The following is a 21,463-nucleotide window of genomic DNA, read 5'->3' as shown; positions in this document are numbered from 1 at the left end:
TCACTGCTCCTGCTGGTGCTGCCGGGTCGGGGGGAAGTCTGCGGTATCGGTGGTGTGTACGGCGAGCGTCCGGTCCGGATTCAGCCGTACGACGATATGGCGGCGCCACCGGGCGTCGTCCCGGTCGGGCTCGTCCTCGCGCCAGTGGCAGCCGCGGGTCTCCTCGCGCAGCCGGGCGGCGGAGACCAGGACGCGGGCCACGCACAGGAGGTTGGTGGCCTCCCAGGTGTCGACGCCGGGCTCGGCCGTCTTGCCGTTCTCGTGGAGGGCGTCGCGGGCCTCGGCGTGCAGCCGGTCCAGGGCCGCGGCGGTGGTCGCGAGGGAGTCCGCGGAGCGCAGGACGCCGGCGCCCTCGGTCATGGTCCGCTGGATCGCGAACCGTATCTCCGGGGCGAGCAGCGGGTGCGCGGGCTTCTCGGCGTACGGGACGGGGGCGGGCACGCGCGCGTGGAGGCCGTTTCCGGCGTGGGCCGAGGCGATGTCGTCGGCGATGCGCTCGGCGTAGACCAGGCCCTCCAGGAGGGAGTTCGAGGCGAGCCGGTTGGCGCCGTGGACGCCGGTGCAGGCGACCTCGCCGCAGGCGTAGAGGCCGGGGACGGTCGTCCGGCCCTGGGAGTCGGTGCGGACGCCGCCGGAGGCGTAGTGGGCGGCCGGGGCGACCGGGATGGGCTCGGTGACGGGGTCGAGGCCGTGGGCGCGGCAAGCGGCGAGGATCGTCGGGAAGCGGTGCTCCCACATGTGGGCGCCGAAGTGCCGGGCGTCCAGGTACATGTGTTCGGCGCCCTGCTCCTGCATGCGGCGCATGATGCCCTTGGCGACGATGTCGCGGGGCGCCAGTTCCGCCAGCTCGTGCCGGCCGACCATGAAGCGCACGCCGTCGGCGTCGACCAGGTGGGCGCCCTCGCCGCGTACCGCCTCGGAGACGAGCGGCTGCTGACCCTCCGCGTCCGTGCCGAGGAACAGCACGGTCGGGTGGAACTGGACGAATTCGAGGTCGGAGACCTCGGCGCCCGCGCGCAGGGCGAGGGCCACGCCGTCGCCGGTCGACACGGACGGGTTGGTGGTGGCGGAGAAGACCTGGCCCATGCCGCCGGTGGCGAGTACCACGGCGGGGGCGTGGACGGCTCCCACGCCGTCGTGCTGGCCCTCGCCCATGACGTGCAGGGTGACACCGGCGGTGCGGCCGTCGGCGTCGGTCAGGAGGTCCAGCACGAGCGCGTTCTCCACCGTGCGCAGCCCACGCGCGCGTACGGCCTCGACGAGGGCCCGGGAGATCTCGGCGCCGGTGGCGTCGCCGCCCGCGTGGGCGATGCGGCGGCGGTGGTGGCCGCCCTCGCGGGTCAGCTCCAGGTCGCCCGCCTCGGACTCGTCGAAGTGGGCGCCGGTCGCGATGAGACGGCGTACGGCGTCGGGGCCCTCGGTGACGAGCAGCCGTACGGCCTCCTCGTCGCACAGGCCCGCGCCGGCCACGAGTGTGTCGTCCTGGTGCTGCTCGGGGGTGTCGCCCTCGCCGAGCGCCGCGGCGATGCCGCCCTGGGCCCAGCGGGTGGAGCCGTCGTCGAGGCGGGCCTTGGTGACGACGACCGTGTTCAGGCCGGCGGCCTCGCAGCGCAGCGCGGCGGTGAGGCCGGCGACGCCCGAGCCGACGACCACGACGTCGGCGGCGACGGACCAGCCCGGTGCGGGCGCGTGCAAGCAGGGGCGAGCGTGAAGCGCTCTCGTTCGAGGGTGGTGGTGGGCGACGGGCGGGCGTATGCCTGTGCTGCTCACGAGGCGGCTCCGAAGGTCAGGGGAATGTTGTCGATCAGCCGGGTCGTCCCCACCCGGGCCGCGACGGCGAGGACGGCTTCTCCGGTGAAGCCGGCCGGGATCTCGGTGAAGTCGGCCGGGTCGACCAGGGCCAGGTAGTCCAGGGCGAGCGGCGGCTTCATGCGCAGGGCCTCGTCGAGGACCAGGCGGGCGGCGGCGCGGACGGCGACGGGGCCGCCGGGCGCGGACTTCGCCATCGCGTGGGCGTCGGCGGCCGCGCGGGACTCGCCGATCGCGCTGAGGGCCTCGGCACGCGCGCGCGTGGCGGGCACTTCGCGGGCACGCGCGCGCAGCGCCTCCTGGGCGGCGTGCCGGTCGCGGCCCGCGAACAGCGCCTGGGAGAGCGCCAGGGCCGTACGGCGCTCCTCGGGGGACAGGTACCGGTTGCGGCTGGACAGGGCCAGGCCGTCGGCCTCGCGGACGGTCGGCACGCCGACGATCTCCATGCCGAAGTTCAGGTCGCGGACCATGCGGCGGATCAGGGCGAGCTGCTGGGCGTCCTTCTGGCCGTAGAGCGCCACGTCGGGGCGGGTGAGGTGCAGGAGCTTGGCGACGACGGTGAGCATTCCGTCGAAGTGCCCGGGGCGGGCGGCGCCCTCCAGGCGCTCCCCCATGGGGCCGGCCGTGATGCGGACCTGGGGTTCGCCGCCGGGGTAGACCTCGTCGACGCGGGGGGCGAACACCGCGTCCGCGCCCGCCTGTTCGGCGAGCTTGACGTCGGCGTCCAGGGTGCGGGGGTAGCGGTCCAGGTCCTCGCCCGCGCCGAACTGGAGGGGGTTGACGAAGACGGTGACGACGACCTCGCCCTCGCGGCCCGCGATCTCACGCGCGGTGCGGATCAGCGTGGCGTGGCCCTCGTGCAGGGCACCCATGGTCATCACGACGGCCCGGCGGCCGCCACGCGCGCGTGCGTGGAGCTCGTCGGCGGTGCGCAGCACGGTGGCGGTCATCCGGCGTTCCCTTCGGTCCCGGCGGTCCCGGCCGTCCCGTCGGTTCCGTCGGTTCCGTCGGCGAGTACCCCGAGGAGGTCCTCGGCGAGTTCCGGCTTGAGCAGGCCGTGGGCGAGGGCCCGGTCGGCGGTCGCGCGGGCCATCGCCAGATACCCGGCGACGGTCGCGGGGGCGTGCGCGCGCAGCTCGGCGACATGCGCCGCGACCGTGCCGGCGTCGCCGCGTGCGACGGGGCCGGTGAGGGCCGCGTCCCCGGAGCGCAGGGCGTTGTCCAGGGCGGCGCCCAGCAGCGGGCCGAGCATGCGGTCGGGGGCCTCGACGCCGGCCGTGCGCAGCAGCTCCATGGACTGGGCGACCAGGGTCACCAGGTGGTTGGCGCCGAGGGCGAGGGCCGCGTGGTAGAGCGGCCGGTTCGCCTCGGCGATCCACTCCGGCTCGCCGCCCATCTCGATCACCAGGGCCTCGGCGGCCAGTCGCAACGCGTCGGGCGCCGTGACCCCGAAGGAGCACCCGGCGAGCCGCTGCACGTCCACCGGAGTGCCCGTGAACGTCATCGCGGGGTGCAGCGCCAGCGGCAGCGCCCCGGCCCGCAGCGCGGGGTCCAGCACCTTCGCGCCGTACCGCCCGGAGGTGTGCACCAGCAGCTGCCCCGGGCGTACGGAGCCGGTCTCGGCGAGGCCCTCCACGAGGCTCGGCAGGGCGTCGTCCGGGACGGTCAGCAGGACCAGGTCGGCGCGCTGGAGCACGTCGGCGGGGGGCATCAGCGGTACGTCGGGCAGCAGCTCGGCGGCGCGTCGCCGGGAGGCGTCGGAGACCCCGGAGACGGCCACCGGGCGGTGTCCGGCCAGTCGCAGTGACGCCGCCAGCGCGGGACCGACCCGGCCGGCGCCGACGACACCGACGGTGAGCCGCGCGGGGCGGTCCTTCGGCTCTGGCTGCTGGAATGTACTCACTCGGTGGTGGCCTTCCCGTTCCAGTCCGCTCGGGGTACCGGACGATTTCTCGTCATGTTAACGCGATTGGTTCGAGGGGCGTTCGGTTGTCCACAGGCTGTGGGTATCCGTGGACCGTTTCCGCGGGTCGGGTCCGCGCGCCGGGTGGCGGGCCGGCGGCCGGGAAGTCCACGTGCCGGGCGAGGTCGGCCCGGGGGATGATTCCGGGATGAGCGATACGGCGGAAGAGGCACACGGGCGGACGGCTTCCGGGGCGGCTTCCGGGGCGGAGGGGACGACCGGCGAAGGGCCGGCCGAGAAGTCCCCGGCCGCGCTGCGGTACGAGCGGCGGCGGGCCGCGCACCGGGCGGCGGAGCGGGTGCTGTCGCGGACGAGCGCGCTGGCGTCGATCCGGGAGCGGCTGGCGCTGCTGGACGCGGCCGGGGAGGTGTACGACCTGGACGAGCCGGCGGACCTCTACGGCAACGGGGTCGTCGAGGCTCTGGAGGAGCGGACGGCCGCGCTGCTCGGTATGGAGGCCGCCGCGTTCTTCCCGACCGGCACCATGGCCCAGCAGGTGGCCCTGCGCTGCTGGGCGGCCCGCACCGGGAACCCGACCGTCGCCCTGCACTCGCTCGCCCACCCCGAGGTGCACGAACGGAACGCGTTCAGCCAGGTCAGCGGGTTGCGCCCGGTCCGGCTGACGAGCGCGCCCCGGCTGCCGACCGCCGACGAGGTACGCGACTTCGACGAGCCCTTCGGCGCGCTGATGCTCGAACTGCCCCTGCGGGACGCCGGTTTCGTCCTGCCCTCCTGGGAGGAGCTGACCGAGCTCACCGAGGCGGCACGCGCGCGGGACGCGGTGGTCCATTTCGACGGGGCCCGCCTGTGGGAGTCCACGACCCACTTCGGCCGCCCCCTGGACGAGATCGCGGGCCTCGCGGACAGCGTCTACGTGTCGTTCTACAAGTCCCTCGACGCCTACGCCGGGGCCGCGATCGCCGGCCCCAGGACGCTCGTCGACGAGGCGAAGGCCTGGCGGCACCGGTACGGCGGCCAGCTCTTCCACCAGTTCCCCACCGCGCTGTCGGCCCTCCTCGGCCTGGAGCGCGAGCTGCCCCGGCTGCCGGAATACGTGCTCCACGCGCGCGTGGTCGCCGCCGCGCTGCGCGAGGGCTTCGCGGCGGCGGGCGTGCCGTGGGCCCGGGTGCATCCGGAGGAGCCCCACACCAACGAGTTCCAGGTCTGGCTGCCGTACGACGTCGACGTCCTCGCGGAGGCCGCCGTCCGGCAGGGCGAGCGGACGAACACGCTGCTGTTCGCCCGCCCTTGGGACCAGGGCGGGCCCGGGCCGGCCGTCACCGAGGTGGAGGTGCGGGCGGCGGCGCTGGAGTGGACGGCGCAGGACGTGCACAAGGCGGCGGCGGACTTCGTGGCGCTGGTGGGTGAAGTGGGGGAGAGCGGCGGCGCGTAGGGGTGCTCCGGGAGGGGGAGGCCGGCGGCGCTCGGGCTTGCCGGGGAGAGGGGCCGGCGGCGCTCGGGCGTGCCCCTGGAGAGGCCGGGCCTGGATCTCGCCGTACGGCTGGGGGTGTTGTCAGTGGCCGGGTGCACCATGAGGTCATGAGCGTGCGCATCGACATCACACAAGACCGAGCTGCTGCGCCACAAGCGCCTGGCGGAGGCGCTGGCCGCCGTGTCGCCCTCGATGGCGCTGGAGGAGGGCGCGGCGCTGGTCACCGTGGACAAGCTCGTCGAGGGCCGTACGAACACCGGCGACGGCGGCCTGCTGCTCGTCCCGACCAGTCTCGGCCGGCCCCACCTCACCGTCCTGCACCGGTTCGGCTGGCAGCCGGTGATCCGGTACCCGGTGAGCGCCGCCGAGCCCACCGCCCCGCCCTCGGTCGAGCGGCTCGCCCTGCGCCTGACCGCGCTCTCCCACCCCGTCCGCATGCGCCTGTGCCGCAAGCTGGCCCGCAGTGCCCACACCACGGGCGAGCTGGCCCAGCTGCTCGGCATGACCCCCGCCGGAGATATCCCGGCACCTGGCCGTCCTCAAGAAGGCGGACCTGCTCACGACACGACGACGGGGGCGGTACGTCCTGCACCAGCTGGACGTGGCGGTGGTGGCCCGGCTGGGGAGCGACTTCCTGGAAGGCGTGCTGCGGTAGCCGCCGGGGCCGTGCCGGGCGGTGGGCTCAGCCCTGTCCGCCCGCCCGGACCAGTCCCGTCTCGTACGCCAGGACGACGACCTGGACGCGGTCGCGCAGGCCCAGCTTGGTGAGGATGCGGCCGACGTGGGTCTTGACCGTGGCCTCGGACAGGACGAGGCGGGCGGCGATCTCGCCGTTGGAGAGGCCCTGGGCGACGAGGATCATCACCTCGCGTTCGCGCTCGGTGAGGCGTGCCAGCTCCTTGTGGCGGGGTTCCGCGCCGGTGCTCGGCAGCATCGGGGCGAACCGGTCGAGGAGCCGGCGGGTGGTGGAGGGCGCGACGACGGCGTCGCCGCTGTGCACGGAGCGGATCGCGGTCAGCAGCTCACCCGGCGGCACGTCCTTGAGCATGAAGCCGGAGGCGCCGGCCTTCAGCCCGGAGAAGGCGTACTCGTCGAGGTCGAAGGTGGTCAGGATGAGCACCTTCGGCGGGTCGGGCTCGGCGCAGATGCGGCGGGTGGCCTCGACGCCGTCCAGCTTCGGCATCCGGACGTCCATGAGGACCACGTCGACGTCGGTCGACCGCACCACCTGCAGGGCCTCGACGCCGTCGCCCGCCTCGGCCACGACCTCCATGTCCGGCTGTGCGGCGAGCACCATCCGGAACCCGGTGCGCAGCAGCACCTGGTCGTCGACGAGCATTACGCGGATCGCCATCGGGTCCTCTTCCGTTTCCGTGTCCATGTCCGTTACAGGTGTCAGCCAGTGGCATGACCGTGTCAGTGTGCGGGCTTCAGGGGCAGCAGGGCGCTGATCCGGAAGCCGCCGCCGGGGCGGGGGCCCGCGTCCAGCGTGCCGCCGACCATACCGACCCGCTCACGCATCCCGATGAGCCCGTGCCCCTGCCCATCGGCGCCACCCTCCTCGTACAGCTCGTGGGGCGCGCCCTTGCCGTCGTCCTCGACGAGCAGACCGAGGCCGTCGTCGAAATACACCAGCCGGACGCTCGCACTGATGTTCGGGCCGCCGTGCTTGCGGGTGTTGGTGAGGGCCTCCTGGACGATGCGGTACGCCGTCAGCTCCACACCGCTGGGCAGCGGACGCGGGGTGCCCTCGATCTTGAAGTCGACGGGCAGACCGGCCACCCGGCACTGCTCGACGAGGTCGTCGATCTGCTCGACGTCGGGCTGTGGGACGTACTCGCCGACCTCCTGGTGCTCACCGGTGCGCAGGACGCCGAGCAGGCGGCGCATCTCGGCGAGGGCCTGGCGGCCGGTGGAGGAGATGGTCTCCAGGGCCTTCTTCGCCTGGTCGGGGGCGGCGTCCAGGACATACGCGGCGCCGTCGGCCTGGACGACCATCACGGAGACGTTGTGGGCGACGACGTCGTGCAGTTCCCGGGCGATCCGGGCGCGCTCGGCGGCGACCGCGACCTTGGCCTGCGCCTCGCGCTCCCTCTCCAGCCGGGCGGCCCGCTCCTCCAGCTGCGCGAAGTACGCGCGGCGGGTGCGCAGCGAGTCACCGAGCACCCAGGCCAGGGCGAACGGCACGGTCAGGACCACCGCGAACACCGCGTTGCCCACGGTGGTCGTCTGCTCGTCGGTCCAGCGCAACTGCCCCAGCGACGCCGCGCAGAGGCCGCCGCCCAGGGCGAACCAGGAGGCCCAGCGGGCGCCGTCCGCCGCGACCGTGTAGATGACCACCAGCATCGCGAAGTCGGCCGGGATTCTCGGCACGTCGAGGATCAGCTGCGCGATGCCCGCGGCGGCGGCCAGCATGAGCATCTTCTCGGGCAGGCGGCGCCGCAGGGCGATCGACAGGCACAGCGCCAGCGTGATCACCACGAACGCGGACTCGTTCATGTCCGCCGCTTCGTCCCGGTCGATCGGTCCGCTCACCAGGGTCACCCCGAGCAGGACGACGGCCCAGAAGCCGTCGACCCATGTCGGATGCCGGCGGAGGAAGTCATAGAGGCGTTGCACGTGACCCAGCGTAGGGACGTGGGTGGTGTGCCGGGGTCAACCGGAGGGTCGATCCATGACGAGGCCACGTACTCCCCAAGGTGGAGGAGGCCTAGCCTGAGGCAATGACGGGGCGCCTACGAAACTCGGGAGGATGCGTTGGATCGCGGCTGCGGGTCGCACGCGACAGGTCGCGCGGTTCCCCGCGCTCCTGAGGGGGCGCAGGCGGGGAAATGGCGTTGCTGGCGCGGCGCGGCCCAGGAGGCTCTGTACGGGCCCGGCGGGTTCTACCTGCGGCCCGAGGGGCCCGCCGGGCACTTTCGGACCTCCGTGCACGCGTCCTGGCTCTTCGCCGGTGCCGTGGCGCGGTTGCTGTGCCGGGTGGACGAGGCGTTGGGGCGGCCGGGCGAGCTGGGGTTCGTGGACATGGCGGCCGGGCGGGGCGAACTGGTGAGCGGGGTGTTGGGCGCGCTCCCCGCCGACGTGGCCGGCCGCACGCGCGCGTACGCCGTCGAACTCGCCGGCCGGCCGGACGGTCTCGATCACCGCGTCGAGTGGCTCGCCGAGCCGCCGGAGAGGATCACCGGGCTGCTGTTCGCCAACGAGTGGCTGGACAACGTGCCCCTGGAGGTCGCCGAGGTGGACGCGGCGGGCGTACCACGGCTGGTTCTCGTACGGGAGGACGGGAGCGAGCGGCTCGGGGAGCCGGTCGGCGGGGCGGAGGCCCAGTGGCTGGGGCGGTGGTGGCCGCCGGCCCGGGAGGAGGGGCTGCGGGCCGAGATCGGGCTGCCCCGGGACCGGGCGTGGGCCGCGGCCGTGGCGGGCGTGGGCCGCGGGCTCGCCGTCGCCGTCGACTACGCGCATCTCGCCGGCGCCCGGCCGCCCTTCGGGACGCTCACGGGGTTCCGGGAGGGGCGGGAGACCGCGCCGGTACCGGACGGGTCCTGCGACATCACCGCGCATGTGGCGCTGGACGCGTGCGCGCTGCCGGGGGCCCGGCTGCTGACCCAGCGGGACGCGCTGCGTGCCCTCGGGGTCACCGGGGGCCGCCCGCCGCTGTCCCTCGCGACCACCGACCCCACGGCGTACGTACGGGCCCTCGCGGGCGCCGGCGAGGCGGCTGAGCTGACCGCGCCGGGCGGGCTGGGCGACTTCGGGTGGCTGGTGCAGTCGGTTGGAATTCCGGACCCGCTCGGCGAGTGACGGTTTGAATTCCGGACCCGCTCGGCGGCTCGTGTACTCGGGACCTACTTGTCGATGTCCCCCACCACGAAGAACAGCGACCCCAGGATCGCCACCATGTCCGCCACGAGCGTGCCCGGCAGCAGTTCGGTGAGGGCCTGGATGTTGTTGTAGGAGGCGGAGCGGAGCTTCAGGCGGTACGGGGTCTTCTCGCCCTTGCTCACGAGGTAGTAGCCGTTGATGCCGAGGGGGTTCTCGGTCCAGGCGTAGGTGTGGCCCTCGGGGGCCTTGAGGACCTTGGGAAGGCGCTGGTTGATGGGGCCGGGCGGGAGTTCGGCGAGGCGGTCGAGGCAGGCGTCGGCGAGGGTGAGGGCGTTGTGGGTCTGCTCCAGGAGGCACTCGAAGCGGGCGAGGCAGTCGCCCTCCTCGCGCGTGACGACCTTCAGGACGTCCTGGAGCTCCCCGTACGCCAGGTACGGCTCGTCGCGCCGCAGGTCGAAGTCGATACCGGAGGCACGGGCGATCGGGCCGCTGACGCCGTACGCGTGCACGGCCTCCGGCGTGAGGACGCCCACGTCGCGCGTACGCCCCCGGAAGATCTCGTTGCCGAGGACGAGGTCGTCGAAGACGCCCATGCGGGAGCGGACGTCGGCGACGGCGGCCCGCGCGCGTGAGGGCCAGCCGGCCGGGAGGTCCTCCTTGAGGCCACCGACGCGGTTGAACATGTAGTGCATGCGCCCGCCGGAGATCTCCTCCATGACGTTCTGGAGCTCCTCACGCTCCCGGAAGGCGTAGAAGACCGGGGTGATGCCGCCGAGCTCCAGCGGGTACGAACCCAGGAACATCAGGTGGTTCAGGACCCGGTTCAGCTCCGCGAGGAGTGTGCGCATCCAGACCGCGCGCTCGGGCACCTCCATGCCGAGCATGCGTTCGACGCCGAGGACGACGCCGAGTTCGTTGGAGAAGGCGGAGAGCCAGTCGTGGCGGTTGGCGAGCATGATGATCTGGCGGTAGTCACGCGCCTCGAAGAGCTTCTCCGCGCCCCGGTGCATATAGCCGATGACCGGCTCGGCGTGCCGGATCCGCTCGCCGTCGAGGACGAGCCGCAGGCGCAGCACACCGTGCGTGGACGGATGCTGCGGCCCGATGTTGAGCACCATGTCCGTGCTCTCGGCGGCACCGCCGATACCGACCGTCGTCTCTCGGGTCTCCGTCGGAGGAGTCATGCACACAGTCTGTCGTACGTACGCTGGCGGAATGGAGACGGGGACCTTGGAAGACGGCGCCGAGCGCGCCGAGGGCGAGCCGGTCTGGACCGGACTGCCGCCCGGCCTGCTGCGGATGCGGCGGCTGCTGCTGGTGGTGTGGCTCGGACCGATCACCGTCGGTACGGCCCTGCTGCCGGCCTGGCTGGCCGGACCGGTCTGGGCGGCCTTCGCGCTGCTGCCGCTGGGCCTGCTGCTGTGGGGCTGGCCGATGCTGGGCCGCAACTGGCGCTCGTGGCGGTACGCCGAACGGGCGGACGACCTGCTGATCAGCCGGGGCGTGCTCTGGCGCGAGGAGACCGTCGTGCCGTACGGGCGCATGCAGCTGGTCGAGGTGACCTCCGGGCCGGTCGAACGGCACTTCGGGCTGGCCAGCGTGCAGCTGCACACGGCCGCGGCGGCCACGGACGCGTGCATCCCGGGCCTCGACCCCGCCGAGGCCGAACGTCTGCGCGACCGGCTGACCCAGCTGGGCGAGGCCCGATCGGCGGGGCTGTGACCGGGCCGACGCGGGACGCGGACGACGCCGTAGGGGCCGTGGAGGCCGTGGAGGTCATAGGGGCCGCTGGGGCTGCAGAGGCCGGTGCAGCCGAGGCCGGTGCGACCGAGGTCGTGCGGGCGGAACCGGCCGAGGGGGCGCAGGCGGGGTCGGGGCCGGGGGCCGGGGCGGTGGCCGGGGACGCGCCGGGCGAGAAGCCGGTGGTCGAGGTCGTCGAGCACCGGCTGCATCCGGTGACGCCGCTGCGGCGGGCCTGGGCGCCGGTGGCGGTGCTCATCGGCTGGGCGGTGCACGATCCGGACGGGGCGCAGCGGCAGCTCACGCGCCTCGACACCACGACCCTGCTGATCGGGCTCGCGGTGCTGATCCCGGCCGCTGCCCTGTACGGCTTTCTGACCTGGTGGTTCACCCACTTCGCGGTCACCGACAGCGAACTGCGCATCCGTACCGGCCTGTTGTTCCGCCGCACCGCCCACATCCGCCTCGAACGCATTCAGGCCATCGACGTCAACCGGCCGCTGCTGGCCCGGATCGCGGGCGTCGCCAAGCTCAAACTCGATGTCGTCGGGACCGACAAGAAGGACGAGCTGGCGTACCTCGGCGAGGCCCACGCCGGCGCGCTGCGGGCGGAACTCCTCGCCCGCGCCGCCGGTTTCGCGCCCGAGACGGCGCACGAGGTCGGCGAGGCGCCGGCCCGGCAGCTGCTGAAGGTCCCGGCGGGCGTGCTGGTGATGTCGCTGGTGCTGACCGGCGCCACCTGGGGAACCCTGGTGGCCGCGGTCGTGGTGCCCGCCGTGCTGTGGTTCACCACGGAGAGCGTGTGGACCGTCCTCGCGACCGGGCTGCCGCTGCTCGGCGCGGCCGGGGCGAGCAGTGTGGGGCGGTTCGTCGCGGAGTACGACTGGACGGTCGGCGAGTCCCCCGACGGGCTCCGCATCGATCACGGCCTCCTCGACCGGTCCCACGAGACGGTGCCGCCCGGACGCGTGCAGACCGTACGCGTCGTCGAACCGCTGCTGTGGCGGCGCCGCGGATGGGTCCGCGTCGAACTCGACGTGGCCGGGTCCTCGAACTCCCTCCTCATCCCCGTCGCACCGCGCGAGGTCGCCGAGTCGGTGATCGCCCGTGTGCTGCCGGGGGTGTCCGTGCCGGACGCGACGGCCCTCGTACGGCCGCCCCGGCGCGCCCGGTGGTGCGTACCGCTGTGGTGGCGGGGGTACGGACTCGCCGTCAGCGACACCGTGTTCGCCGCGCGGAACGGACTGCTGCTGCGCCGCCTCGACCTCGTGCCGCACGCGAAGGTGCAGAGCGTACGGCTGTCGCAGGGGCCCTGGAAGCGGTACAAGGGGCTCGCCGACGTCCACGTCGACACCGGCGCCAACAAGACCGTGACCGCCCGGCTGCGCGACGCCGCCGAGGCGGCGGAGCTGTTGCGTGCGCAGGCGGAGCGGTCACGGACGGGGCGGCGGGAGGCGCGGCCGGATCGGTGGATGGCCTAGCGGGCCCAGCGGCCCCGGCGTTCGGTCCCGGCCGGTGAGGTGACGGCTAGGACGCCGCCGTACGCAGGCTCTGTACGTCGATCTGCTCCGTCTCGTCGTGGGCCGTGAGGTCGATGACCTGGCCGACTGCCCGGGACAGGTCGTCGGCGCGCTTGAACTGCGCCTCGGACTCGGCCTTGTGCAGCGCGAGCGCCTCCTGGCCGACCACGTCGGCGAGGTCCTCGTTGTGGATGGCCTCGAGGGCGTCCGCGCCCTTCTGCGTACCGAAGAAGTCGAACCCGCCCTCGATGGCCGTCCGCCGCTGCGGCACGGCCGGCACGACGGCCACGGCGGTGGGCACCGTGAAGTGACCGCCCGGCCGCACCGCCGGCAACGCGGGCAGCGCCCGCTCGGCCACCTGCTCGACGTGCTCCACCTGCGCCGGCACGGACGCCGTGGGTACGGACGCCGTAGGTACGGGCTCGGCGGTCGCGCGCTCGTGCCCGCCGACCGCCACGGACTTCCCCGCCGGGTCGTCCTCCTCCGCGGTGAGCACCGGGACCGGCTCGGGCTGCGGCTCGGCGGAACGTCCCTGCCGGGTACCGCCGTCGGTCGGCCCGTCCGGGTCGCCCTTGGGTGAACGGTCCTTGACGGGACCGCTCTTCGACGCGGGGTCCTTGGGGGACTCGGCGGTGGGCTCGTCGGTGGGCTCGTCGGTGGGCTCGTCGGTGGGCTCGATCTCGGCCTCGGGCGCGTCCTGGTCCTGGTCCCCGTCTTCGTCCTCGTCCTCATCCTCGGTCATGAGGACTTCGGACTCAGCCTCAGCCTCGACGTCGGTGACAGCCTCGGTGTCGGCATCGGCTTCCGCCTCGACCTCGACCTCGACCTCGGCCTCAACCTCCGCCTCGACCTCCGCATCGGTTTCGGCCCCGGCCTCCGCCTCGGCCTCCTCCGTCACCGCCCCCCGCTGATTGATGATCCGGTCCAACGCCGAGTTCGCCCGCAGGAACAGCGCGGAACCGGTGGGCGAGAAGACCGCGGGGGCCAGCCTCTCCACCCCGGAGCCCGCCTCCTCGACGTCACCTTCCACCTCTACGACATCCTCGGCCCCGTCACCCGCGACCGCGACCGCGTCCACGTCAGCGTCCGCGTCCGCGCCCGCCTCCGCCGCCGGAAGCGCCCGCGCCCCCTCCGGAGCAGTCGCCTCAAGCTCCAGCAGGCGCCGTACTTCGAGGGCGCTGGCGCGCTCCGTCTCGGCGGTGGCGTAGCGGCGCAGCAGCGCGGCGTGCTCGTTGCGGAGGCCCGCGAGCTCGGTGCGCTTGGCGCGGAGCTTGTGCTCCAGCTTGTTGCGCAGCTCGCGCGACTCGTCGAGGTCGGTCTCCAGTTCGGCGGCCCGCTCCTCGTGACGCCACTCGTCGCTCGCCCGCGCGCGCGTGAGGTCGGCGACGCGTTTGCCCGCCTCGACGTCCCATCGGCGCATGACCGCCGCGCCCACGGCCGCGGTCGCCGCGGCGACCGCGGCGGCGACCCGGAGCACCGCCGGCTCGGAGAACACCCAGGGCCCGAGAGCGCAGACTAGCGAGACGCCTGCGATCGCCGTGGGGGGCAGCAGCCTGTGCAGAGGCGGTGAATGGCGGTGACGTCCACGTGGCATGGCCAGAAACTTACCGCGCGTAGGCGAATGATGGTGCCCCGGGCCGTAAAAACTCAGCCGCCCCCTAACCTCTCACAAACCCTCACAAGCTCCCTCACCGCCGGTGCACCAATGCGCCCACCGGCGACTCCTCTACTGGATCAACGCCGTTGAATCCAGATACGCCTTGGCCACATCTGCCTCTTTCCGCCACCGGGGAATTCCCGGGCGGCCACCGCCGCGCATTCGAGCAGGCGCCGTCGGCGGTCGCCGCGTTCGCCAGGACCCCTCCGCCCTCGCTCACCGGTCGCTCAACCGCCCGCTGATCCACTGCAACGTCGCCGGGATCTCCCGTCGCCACGTGTTGAAGTTGTGCCCGCCGCTGTCGAGGACGATCGACGAGATACGCGTCGGCTCGGCGCTCTTCACCAGGTCGATGAAGTCGAGCGTGGCCTTGTAGTTGGTCTCCCCCTGTTTGCTGCTGGTGACCAGCAGAGACGTATCGGGGGCCGGACGGTGCTTCAGATACCAGAACAGGTCGGCCTCGTTCCGCAGCGTCCTGTTCCCCTGGAAGAGATCACCGGTCGTCGCGTCGTTCGGCGCCTTGTAATACGGCGAGAGGCCCGCGCCGGCGGCGTACACGCCCGGGTGGTGGACGGCGAGTTTCAGCGCGCAGTAACCGCCGGTGGAATCGCCGATGATGCCCCAACTCCCGGGCCTCTTCCCCACCCTGTAGTGGTGGCCGACGGCGTCCGGCAGATCCTTGGCGAAGAAGGACTCGGTCTGTGGCCCGCCCGGGACGTCCACGCACTCGGTGTCGCGCGGCGGCGCCACGGTCGGCCGCAGCATGACCAGGATCATCGGCTGCGCCTCACCGCCCTGGGCCAGCTTGTGGGCCGTCCGCGGAAAGTGCAGCCCCTTGATGAGCGCCTCGGCGGTGCCCGGGTAGCCAGTGAGGACGACGGCGGCCGGGAAGGTGCGGGTGCGGTACTCGGGCTGGAAGTACTCCGGCGGCAGATACACGTACGCCGGGCTCGCGATCCGTGTCGTACGGCCGACGATCTCGACCTTCTGGATCTGGCCGCCGACCGCGGGGCGGGCGCCACCCGTCACGTTCACCCGCTGGGTGCCGACGACCCGCAACGGGCCACCGGCGTCGGCCCCGTCATGGTCGACGACCACACCCTGGCCGGTCTCGCGGCCGAGCAGGTCGGCCCAGCTGGCGTAGAACCCGAAGGCCTGGTTCGCGGAGAGGCCGACCGACGCGAATACGGCGATCTGCGTGGCCAGCAGTACGCCGATCCGTCCGCCGACGGCCCGCCGGCCCCGGCGGGCCAGCCTCGGCCACAGCCAGACCGTGCCGATGAACAGCAGCACGGCGGACAGAACCGCCAACGCCAGCACCTTGTTGCTCGTAAGACCCATCGGGTTGCCCCCGTCGTCCCTTCCTCGCCACGCTTCTCCGCGACCCTTTCTTTCCCTGCCCTTGGGAACAGCTTTTCGACGGCGAGTGAACCTCCGTCCTCAAGTCGCCGTCCTAAAGGGCGCAATGTCGCCGGATGCCGGAAAAGGCACCGGATCCAAGCTCTCTCGCGGAACTACGGGATGCGATGTCTGTCAGGACAGATGGTGAAATGTCGGGTTGGGTTCCGCTCCGATCGGGTCGGCCACCGTCGAATCGGCTGAGCGGCGCGCGGCTGAACGGCGTGCGACGCGTCCTGCGCGGGCCGCGCGCCGACGTCGTGCCCGCCCTGGTCGCCAGGGCCTGCACGTTGGTCGGGCTCGTGGACATCGCCGCGGGCGTGTTCCCCCGCTTCCGGCACAGCCGTATGCACACGCTGGCCGAGGTGCTGCCCGGCGCGCTCGGCCCGTTCGCTGCGGCCCTGGCGCTGAGCACCGGCGTCCTGCTGCTCCTGCTCGCCCACGGTCTGCGGCGGCGGAAACGGCGGGCGTGGCGGGCGGCCGCGATCCTGCTGCCGGCCGGGGCGATCGCCCAGTTCACCTACCGCCACTCGCTCGTCGGCGCTCTCGTCTCCCTGGCGCTGCTCGTCCCGCTGCTGCGGCACCGCGACGAGTTCACCGCCCTGCCCGACCCGCGCAGCCGCTGGCGGGCACTGGCCAACTTCATCGTCATGGGGGCCGGTTCGATCGCCCTCGGCCTGGCCGTCGTCAGCGCCCACCCCGGGCGCATGGTCGGCGACCCGAGCCTCGCCGACCGTCTCGAACACGTCATCTACGGCCTGTTCGGCTTCGAGGGCCCGGTCGACTACGCCGGCGACACGTCCTGGACGGTGGCCTTCTCCCTGGGCGCCCTCGGTCTGCTGACCGCCATCACCACCATCTACCTGGCCTTCCGTCCCGAACACCCGGCGGCCCGGCTCACCGCCGACGACGAGGTTCGGCTGCGGGCCCTGCTGGAGAAGCACGGCGCCCGCGACTCGCTCGGCCACTTCGCGCTCCGCCGCGACAAGGCGGTGGTCTTCTCGCCGAGCGGCAAGGCGGCGGTGACGTACCGCGTCGTCTCCGGGGTGATGCTCGCCAGCGGCGACCCGATCGGCGACGTCGAGGCCTGGCCCGGCGCGATCGAACGCTTCATGGACGAGGCGAAGGCCCACTCCTGGACCCCGGCCGTCATGGGCTGTTCGGAGACGGGCGCCGAGGTGTGGACCCGCGAGACCGGCCTCGACGCCCTCGAACTGGGCGACGAGGCGGTGGTGGACGTCGCGGATTTCTCCCTCGCCGGACGCGCGATGCGCAACGTGCGTCAGATGGTGAAGCGCATCGAGCGGCTCGGTTACGAGACCCGGGTACGGCGCGTCCGTGACCTCGGCGAGGCGGAGCTGGACCGCATCCGCCGTGCCGCCGAGGACTGGCGCGGCACCGACACCGAGCGAGGCTTCTCCATGGCGCTCGGCCGCATCGGCGACCCGTCCGACGGGGACTGTCTGATCGCCACCGCCCACAAGGCGGACGAGGCCCCCGGCCCGTACGGCGACCTGAAGGCCGTACTCCACTTCGTGCCCTGGGGCCCGGACTGCGCCTCGCTCGACCTGATGCGCCGCGACCGCTCGGCGGACCCCGGTATGAACGAACTCCTCATCGTCGCGGCCCTCCAGGCGGCCCCCCGCCTGGGCGTGAAGCAGGTCTCCCTGAACTTCGCGATGTTCCGCTCGGCCCTGGCCCGCGGCGAGAAGATCGGCGCCGGCCCGGTGCTGCGTGCCTGGCGCGGCCTGCTGGTCTTCCTCTCCCGCTGGTTCCAGATCGAGTCGCTGTACAAGTTCAACGCCAAGTTCCGCCCCCGCTGGGAGCCGCGCTTCGTCGTCTACGCCGCCTCCCGCGACCTGCCCCGCATCGGGCTGGCCGCCATGCGGGCCGAGGGCTTCGTCAACCTCGCCCTCCCCCGCGTCCTGCGCCGCCGCGCGAAGACCCCGGCCCCGTGCGCCCACGCGGTGGCGGAACAAGGCATGACCGAACAGAACATACGAGCGGCCTGACCGGACCACCCACGGACGGTCCGGACCACCCGACACCCCACAGACAGACCAAGGGCCCTAAGCCGCCCGCGCCGCCCCGCCGTTCGTGTCGTCGTCCTCCGGGAGCTTGCAGACGCGCTCCAGGAAGAAGGCGGCGACGACGACGGCGATGCTCGCGAGGACCGAGAAGCCGGCGTAGATGGCCTGGTCACGGCGGGCCGGGACGTCCAGGTACTCCAGGAGGAAGACGCCCACGCCGCCGTACATCCCGGAGACGAGGGCGGCGACGAGGGCGCTGGCCTGGCCGAAGACGACCGCGCGGGCGGCCATCAGGGGGTCGACCCCCTTGGCGCCGGCCTGGCGCTCCCGCTGGTCCTTGAGCCGGTTGCGCAGGGAGAGCGCCGTGGCGGTGAGGACGGCGGCGATCAGGGCGAGCACGATGGGCGCGGCCAGCGGGACGCTGGGCAGGGTGCCCACCGAGTTCCACAGCCGGGCCCCGGCCCAGGACAGCACCCCGGCCACGACGAACACCGTGGCCAGCGTCCTGATGCGCAGCTCTTTCACGATGCCCCTTCGACGAGCCCGATGGTCCACGGACGCCGGGATCCACGCCCGCCGGGTGAGGTCCCGACGGCGCCGGTGATGATCCCGACCCGGTAGACCTTAACGACTACTGGGGCAGCTGGAGTTCCAGGTCGGCGCGGGGCGACACGCCCTCCCGGGTGATGTCGGCGAGGAGCCCGGCGACCGGACCGCGGCCGGCGAGCTGCGCCTCCGGCTCGACGTCGTGCCAGGGGGCGAGGACGAAGGCCCGCTCGTGGGCGCGCGGGTGCGGCAGCGTCAGCTCCGGGTCGTCGGAGACGACGTCCGCGTAGGCCACGATGTCCACGTCCAGCGTGCGCGGGCCCCAGCGCTCGTCCCGGACCCGGTGGAAGGCCTCCTCGACGGCCTGGGCCCGCTCCAGGAGGGACGACGGCGGCAGGGTGGTCTTCAGGACGACGACCGCGTTGTAGTACGACGGCTGGCTGCCCGGCGCCACCCCCCACGGCTCCGTCTCGTACACCGGGGAGACGGCCTTGATGCGCAGGCCCGGGGTGTCCTCCAGCGCGTCGATGGCGCCCTGGAGGTTCTCCAGCCGGTTGCCCAGGTTCGAGCCGAGGGAGATCACGGCCCGCCGGGGGTTGTGCAGGGTCGTGTCGGCCTCGTCGACCTTCCGCACGACGGAGGCGGGCACCGGCTGTACGGTCGGGTCGCTCTGACCCTCGGTGAAGAACGCGGTCATACTCGGCTCCGGGTGATGGTGACGGTCACGTCGTCGAAGGGGACCGTGATCGGCGCGTTCGGTTTGTGGACGCTGACCTCGACCTCCTGGACCCCGTCGTGCTTCAGGCACGCCCGGGCGATGCGCTCGGCGAGCGTCTCGATGAGGTTCACCGGCTCGCCCTCGACGATGCCCACGACCTCCTCCGCCACGATGCCGTAGTGCACGGTCTTCGCCAGGTCGTCGTCGGCCGCGGCGGGGCGGGTGTCCAGGCCGAGCGTCAGGTCCACGACGAAGGTCTGGCCCTCCTCGCGCTCATGCGGGAACACCCCGTGGTGTCCACGGGCCGAGAGGCCGCGCAGCGCGACACGATCCACGCGAATCACTCCTGCAGTCGTCGGGCGGTGCTTTCCGGGGACACCCCGGCCGTGGTCCACCGGTGTCTCGTGTGTGCGTTCGCCACACCGGCCACTCTCGAATCTACCTGCGGGCACTGACAGCGCCGCACCCGCGAAAGCTCGGTCCGACCCCCGTACAGGCAGGGTTCACCGAGCGTTTCCCCGGGGAACACGGCGGGCTCACGGGTCGGAAGCCGCCCCTACCCGCGGTCCCGTGTTCCCAATCACTCCTTGGCCCTTGAGGACCGCCCACCGACTCAGGAAGGTGACTCCTCGCCCTCGTCGTCATCGGATTCGGTCAGTACGGGAGAGCCGTGGTGCGACCAGAGTTTCCAGCCGTCGGATGTGCGGCGGAACACATTCGTGGCGACCACCAGCTGCCCCACGAGCGGCCCCAGCTCATCGCTCCCGTCCGGCGCCGGACCCCCGCTGAGGATGTTCTCGGTGCATGTGACGAGAGCGGTGTCACCGGTGACCGACACACGCACATCGGTGAGGAAGAACTGGATGTACTCCGTGTTCGCCATGATCAGCGCATACGACCGCAGCACCTCGCCGCGACCGGTGAGGACCGGCCAGCCGGGGTGCACGCAGGAGATCACGCCGGTCTCGGCGGGGTCGTGGTACTCCTCGTCCACCCCCAGGTCGGCGGGGTCCAGCCAGAGCGAGGACAGCGTGTCGAAGTCGCCCTGTTCCATCGCCTCGTAGAAGGCGGTGTTGGCGAGTTCGACCTGTTCGACGTCGGTGTGGGCAGAGGTCACCGCTCCCGCGCCCCTTCGATCGCGCGGGCGACGCGCACGGCGTCGGCGGTGGCTCGCACCTCGTGCACCCGGACCGCCCAGGCGCCCTGCTGGGCGGCCAGGGCCGACACGGCGGCCGTGGCGGCGTCGCGCTCCCGCGCGGGCGGCGGGGAGCCCTCCGGGCCCGCCAGGACGCGGCCGAGGAACCGCTTGCGGGAGGCGGCGACCAGCAGGGGGTGGCCGAGGCCGTGCAGCCGGTCGAGGTGGGCGAGGAGGGTGAGGTCGTGCTCGGCGTCCTTGGAGAAGCCGAGGCCCGGGTCGACGATGACGCGGTCCGCCGCGACACCGCCCTCCAGGACGGCCTCCACGCGCGCGTGGAGCTCCCTCGCGACCTCGGCGACGACGTCCTCGTAGACGCCCCTGACGTTGCCGCCCTCCAGGAAGCCCCGCCAGTGCATGACCACGAAGGGGGCGCCCGAGCCGGCCACGACCGGGATCATCGCGGGGTCGGCGAGACCGCCGCTGACGTCGTTGACGAGGACGGCACCGGCCGCGAGCGCCCGCTCGGCGACACAGGCGCGCATGGTGTCCACAGAGACGGCGACACCCTCGGCGGCCAGCCCCCGCACGACGGGGACGACCCGCTTGAGCTCCTCCGCCTCGTCGACCCGGGCGGCCCCGGGACGGGTCGACTCACCGCCGACGTCCACCAGGTCCGCGCCCTCCCCGACCAGCGCGAGACCATGCTTGACCGCCGCCGTGGTGTCGAACCAGCGTCCGCCGTCGGAGAAGGAGTCCGGGGTGACATTGACGACGCCCATGACCGCGCAACGGTCCCACAGAGGCATTCCGGCCACACGGCCGCGCCGGTGCTGGTTACTCATGACGCCAAGCCTAAGCGCCGGGAGCGGAGGCGATCCGCCGCTCCCGGCTCATGGGGCCTCCGGTCAGCGGGCCATGATGAGGCTCATCGCCTCGTTGCGGGTCGCCGCGTCCCGCAGTTGCCCCCGCACCGCCGACGTTATGGTCTTCGCGCCGGGCTTGCGGATGCCCCGCATCGACATGCACATGTGCTCGCACTCGACGACGACGATCACCCCGCGCGGCTCCAGGATCTCCATCAGCGAGTCGGCGATCTGTGTGGTGAGCCGCTCCTGCACCTGAGGCCGGCGGGCGTAGACGTCCACGAGCCGCGCCAGCTTGGACAGACCGGTGATCTTGCCGCTGGTCGCCGGGATGTACCCGACGTGGGCCACCCCCCGGAACGGCACCAGATGGTGCTCACAGGTCGAGTACACCTCGATGTCCTTGACCAGCACCATCTCGTCGTGGCCGATATCGAACGTCGTGGTCAGCACATCCTGCGGCTGCTGCCACAGCCCCGCGAAGATCTCCTTGTACGCCCGCGCCACCCGCCCCGGCGTCTCCCTGAGCCCCTCCCGATCGGGGTCCTCGCCGACCGCGATCAGCAGTTCGCGTACGGCGTTCTCGGCACGCTTCTCATCGAACTCGCCGATGCTGCCTTCGCCGTCCAGCGTCACGGGGTCGGTCATGGGATGCCTCGCTCCTGAGCCTGCGACGCATACGGATTACGCGTCTCACGTTTCGGCCATACGAAAATGCCGCGCCCCCCAGGCTAAAACCAGGGGGGCGCGGTATCCATTCGGGGCCTGGTGAGGCGACCGTGGGTCCGGGAGGCAGAGCTTCCGGTGGCCGGTTCTCACCGGGTGGG

At 72.8% G+C, this 21,463-nt stretch carries 19 protein-coding genes and 1 pseudogene; 6 read left to right on the top strand and 14 right to left on the bottom strand.

Features of this window, described 5'->3' with window-relative positions; genetic code table 11:
• The 3 genes from I8N67_RS20010 to I8N67_RS20000 are packed head-to-tail and all read right to left on the bottom strand — an operon-like array spanning window position 1 to window position 3,712.
• Complete coding sequence (locus I8N67_RS20010; RefSeq protein ID WP_200304549.1) at window positions 1-1,755, bottom strand: L-aspartate oxidase; 1,755 nt, start codon at window positions 1,753-1,755, stop codon at window positions 1-3.
• 11 nt (window positions 1,756-1,766) lie between these two features.
• Window positions 1,767-2,759, bottom strand: coding sequence for a pantoate--beta-alanine ligase (gene panC / locus I8N67_RS20005; RefSeq protein WP_200304519.1), 993 nt, complete (start codon window positions 2,757-2,759; stop codon window positions 1,767-1,769).
• The gene (locus I8N67_RS20000) at window positions 2,756-3,712 is read right to left on the bottom strand and encodes a Rossmann-like and DUF2520 domain-containing protein (protein WP_200304518.1); all 957 of its coding nucleotides are present in this window, start codon (window positions 3,710-3,712) and stop codon (window positions 2,756-2,758) included. The genes panC and I8N67_RS20000 overlap by 4 nt, the downstream gene beginning before the upstream one ends.
• A gap of 208 nt (window positions 3,713-3,920) precedes the next feature.
• On the opposite strand from I8N67_RS20000, the gene I8N67_RS19995 reads away from it, so the two are divergent.
• Both I8N67_RS19995 and I8N67_RS19990 read left to right on the top strand, forming a co-directional pair.
• Window positions 3,921-5,165, top strand: coding sequence for a threonine aldolase family protein (locus I8N67_RS19995; RefSeq protein ID WP_200304517.1), 1,245 nt, complete (start codon window positions 3,921-3,923; stop codon window positions 5,163-5,165).
• Window positions 5,166-5,321: 156 nt separating this feature from the next.
• Window positions 5,322-5,859: pseudogene (locus tag I8N67_RS19990) on the top strand (ArsR/SmtB family transcription factor); the annotation flags it as partial.
• Window positions 5,860-5,886: 27 nt separating this feature from the next.
• Here the strand turns inward: I8N67_RS19990 and I8N67_RS19985 are convergent.
• Window positions 5,887-6,558 (bottom strand): response regulator, encoded by a 672-nt coding sequence (locus tag I8N67_RS19985; RefSeq protein WP_200304516.1) that lies wholly within the window; start codon window positions 6,556-6,558, stop codon window positions 5,887-5,889.
• Window positions 6,559-6,620: 62 nt separating this feature from the next.
• Window positions 6,621-7,823, bottom strand: coding sequence for a sensor histidine kinase (locus tag I8N67_RS19980; protein ID WP_200304515.1), 1,203 nt, complete (start codon window positions 7,821-7,823; stop codon window positions 6,621-6,623).
• Window positions 7,824-7,961: 138 nt separating this feature from the next.
• Between I8N67_RS19980 and I8N67_RS19975 the strand changes: the two genes are divergently transcribed.
• Entirely contained in the window at window positions 7,962-9,005 is a 1,044-nt protein-coding gene (locus I8N67_RS19975) for an SAM-dependent methyltransferase (protein WP_200304514.1), read from the top strand.
• Between the two features lie 44 nt (window positions 9,006-9,049).
• Here the strand turns inward: I8N67_RS19975 and I8N67_RS19970 are convergent, their stop codons facing one another.
• Window positions 9,050-10,210, bottom strand: a complete 1,161-nt coding sequence (locus I8N67_RS19970) for an NADH-quinone oxidoreductase subunit D (RefSeq protein ID WP_200304513.1) — start codon at window positions 10,208-10,210, stop codon at window positions 9,050-9,052.
• A 31-nt stretch (window positions 10,211-10,241) separates the two neighbouring features.
• Between I8N67_RS19970 and I8N67_RS19965 the strand changes: the two genes are divergently transcribed.
• Both I8N67_RS19965 and I8N67_RS19960 read left to right on the top strand, forming a co-directional pair.
• Entirely contained in the window at window positions 10,242-10,748 is a 507-nt protein-coding gene (locus I8N67_RS19965; protein ID WP_200304512.1) for a PH domain-containing protein, read from the top strand.
• A gap of 170 nt (window positions 10,749-10,918) precedes the next feature.
• Window positions 10,919-12,247 carry a PH domain-containing protein gene (locus I8N67_RS19960; RefSeq protein WP_200304548.1) on the top strand — a complete coding sequence of 443 codons (1,329 nt, stop codon included), beginning with the start codon at window positions 10,919-10,921 and terminating at the stop codon, window positions 12,245-12,247.
• 46 nt (window positions 12,248-12,293) lie between these two features.
• Here I8N67_RS19960 and I8N67_RS19955 read toward each other — a convergent pair whose 3' ends face one another.
• A complete protein-coding gene (locus I8N67_RS19955) occupies window positions 12,294-13,880 on the bottom strand; it encodes a hypothetical protein (RefSeq protein WP_200304511.1) in 1,587 nt (528 codons plus the stop codon).
• Window positions 13,881-14,159: 279 nt separating this feature from the next.
• Complete coding sequence (locus I8N67_RS19950) at window positions 14,160-15,284, bottom strand: alpha/beta hydrolase (protein ID WP_200304510.1); 1,125 nt, start codon at window positions 15,282-15,284, stop codon at window positions 14,160-14,162.
• A gap of 209 nt (window positions 15,285-15,493) precedes the next feature.
• On the opposite strand from I8N67_RS19950, the gene I8N67_RS19945 reads away from it, so the two are divergent.
• Window positions 15,494-17,353, top strand: coding sequence for a phosphatidylglycerol lysyltransferase domain-containing protein (locus I8N67_RS19945; RefSeq protein WP_200304509.1), 1,860 nt, complete (start codon window positions 15,494-15,496; stop codon window positions 17,351-17,353).
• 57 nt (window positions 17,354-17,410) lie between these two features.
• Here the strand turns inward: I8N67_RS19945 and I8N67_RS19940 are convergent, their stop codons facing one another.
• The 6 genes from I8N67_RS19940 to folE form a co-directional block, all read right to left on the bottom strand.
• Window positions 17,411-17,896, bottom strand: a complete 486-nt coding sequence (locus tag I8N67_RS19940) for a DUF3180 domain-containing protein (RefSeq protein ID WP_200304508.1) — start codon at window positions 17,894-17,896, stop codon at window positions 17,411-17,413.
• A gap of 106 nt (window positions 17,897-18,002) precedes the next feature.
• Complete coding sequence (gene folK / locus I8N67_RS19935) at window positions 18,003-18,614, bottom strand: 2-amino-4-hydroxy-6-hydroxymethyldihydropteridine diphosphokinase (protein ID WP_200304507.1); 612 nt, start codon at window positions 18,612-18,614, stop codon at window positions 18,003-18,005.
• Entirely contained in the window at window positions 18,611-18,970 is a 360-nt protein-coding gene (gene folB / locus I8N67_RS19930) for a dihydroneopterin aldolase (RefSeq protein ID WP_200304506.1), read from the bottom strand. The genes folK and folB overlap by 4 nt, the downstream gene beginning before the upstream one ends.
• Before the next feature lie 278 nt (window positions 18,971-19,248).
• Window positions 19,249-19,752 (bottom strand): nuclear transport factor 2 family protein, encoded by a 504-nt coding sequence (locus I8N67_RS19925; RefSeq protein WP_200304505.1) that lies wholly within the window; start codon window positions 19,750-19,752, stop codon window positions 19,249-19,251.
• Entirely contained in the window at window positions 19,749-20,615 is an 867-nt protein-coding gene (gene folP, locus I8N67_RS19920; protein WP_200304504.1) for a dihydropteroate synthase, read from the bottom strand. The genes I8N67_RS19925 and folP overlap by 4 nt, the downstream gene beginning before the upstream one ends.
• A 63-nt stretch (window positions 20,616-20,678) precedes the next feature.
• Entirely contained in the window at window positions 20,679-21,284 is a 606-nt protein-coding gene (folE, locus tag I8N67_RS19915; RefSeq protein WP_200304503.1) for a GTP cyclohydrolase I FolE, read from the bottom strand.
• Between the last annotated feature and the right edge of the window lie 179 nt (window positions 21,285-21,463).

Origin of the sequence: Streptomyces adelaidensis (assembly GCF_016598475.1) — a bacterium.
Taxonomy (GTDB): domain Bacteria; phylum Actinomycetota; class Actinomycetes; order Streptomycetales; family Streptomycetaceae; genus Streptomyces; species Streptomyces adelaidensis.
The sequence above is the reverse complement of the archived record's forward strand: the minus strand, read 5'-3'. Positions and strand labels throughout refer to the sequence as shown.

Coding starts and splice junctions, on each gene's coding strand:
- panC (WP_200304519.1), bottom strand. CDS start 2,759: ATGACCGCCACCGTGCTGCGCACCGCCGACGAGCTCCACGCACGCGCG.
- I8N67_RS19995 (WP_200304517.1), top strand. CDS start 3,921: ATGAGCGATACGGCGGAAGAGGCACACGGGCGGACGGCTTCCGGGGCG.
- I8N67_RS19985 (WP_200304516.1), bottom strand. CDS start 6,558: ATGGCGATCCGCGTAATGCTCGTCGACGACCAGGTGCTGCTGCGCACC.
- I8N67_RS19970 (WP_200304513.1), bottom strand. CDS start 10,210: ATGACTCCTCCGACGGAGACCCGAGAGACGACGGTCGGTATCGGCGGT.
- I8N67_RS19965 (WP_200304512.1), top strand. CDS start 10,242: ATGGAGACGGGGACCTTGGAAGACGGCGCCGAGCGCGCCGAGGGCGAG.
- I8N67_RS19955 (WP_200304511.1), bottom strand. CDS start 13,880: ATGCCACGTGGACGTCACCGCCATTCACCGCCTCTGCACAGGCTGCTG.
- I8N67_RS19950 (WP_200304510.1), bottom strand. CDS start 15,284: ATGGGTCTTACGAGCAACAAGGTGCTGGCGTTGGCGGTTCTGTCCGCC.
- I8N67_RS19945 (WP_200304509.1), top strand. CDS start 15,494: ATGTCGGGTTGGGTTCCGCTCCGATCGGGTCGGCCACCGTCGAATCGG.
- folK (WP_200304507.1), bottom strand. CDS start 18,614: ATGACCGCGTTCTTCACCGAGGGTCAGAGCGACCCGACCGTACAGCCG.
- folP (WP_200304504.1), bottom strand. CDS start 20,615: ATGAGTAACCAGCACCGGCGCGGCCGTGTGGCCGGAATGCCTCTGTGG.
- folE (WP_200304503.1), bottom strand. CDS start 21,284: ATGACCGACCCCGTGACGCTGGACGGCGAAGGCAGCATCGGCGAGTTC.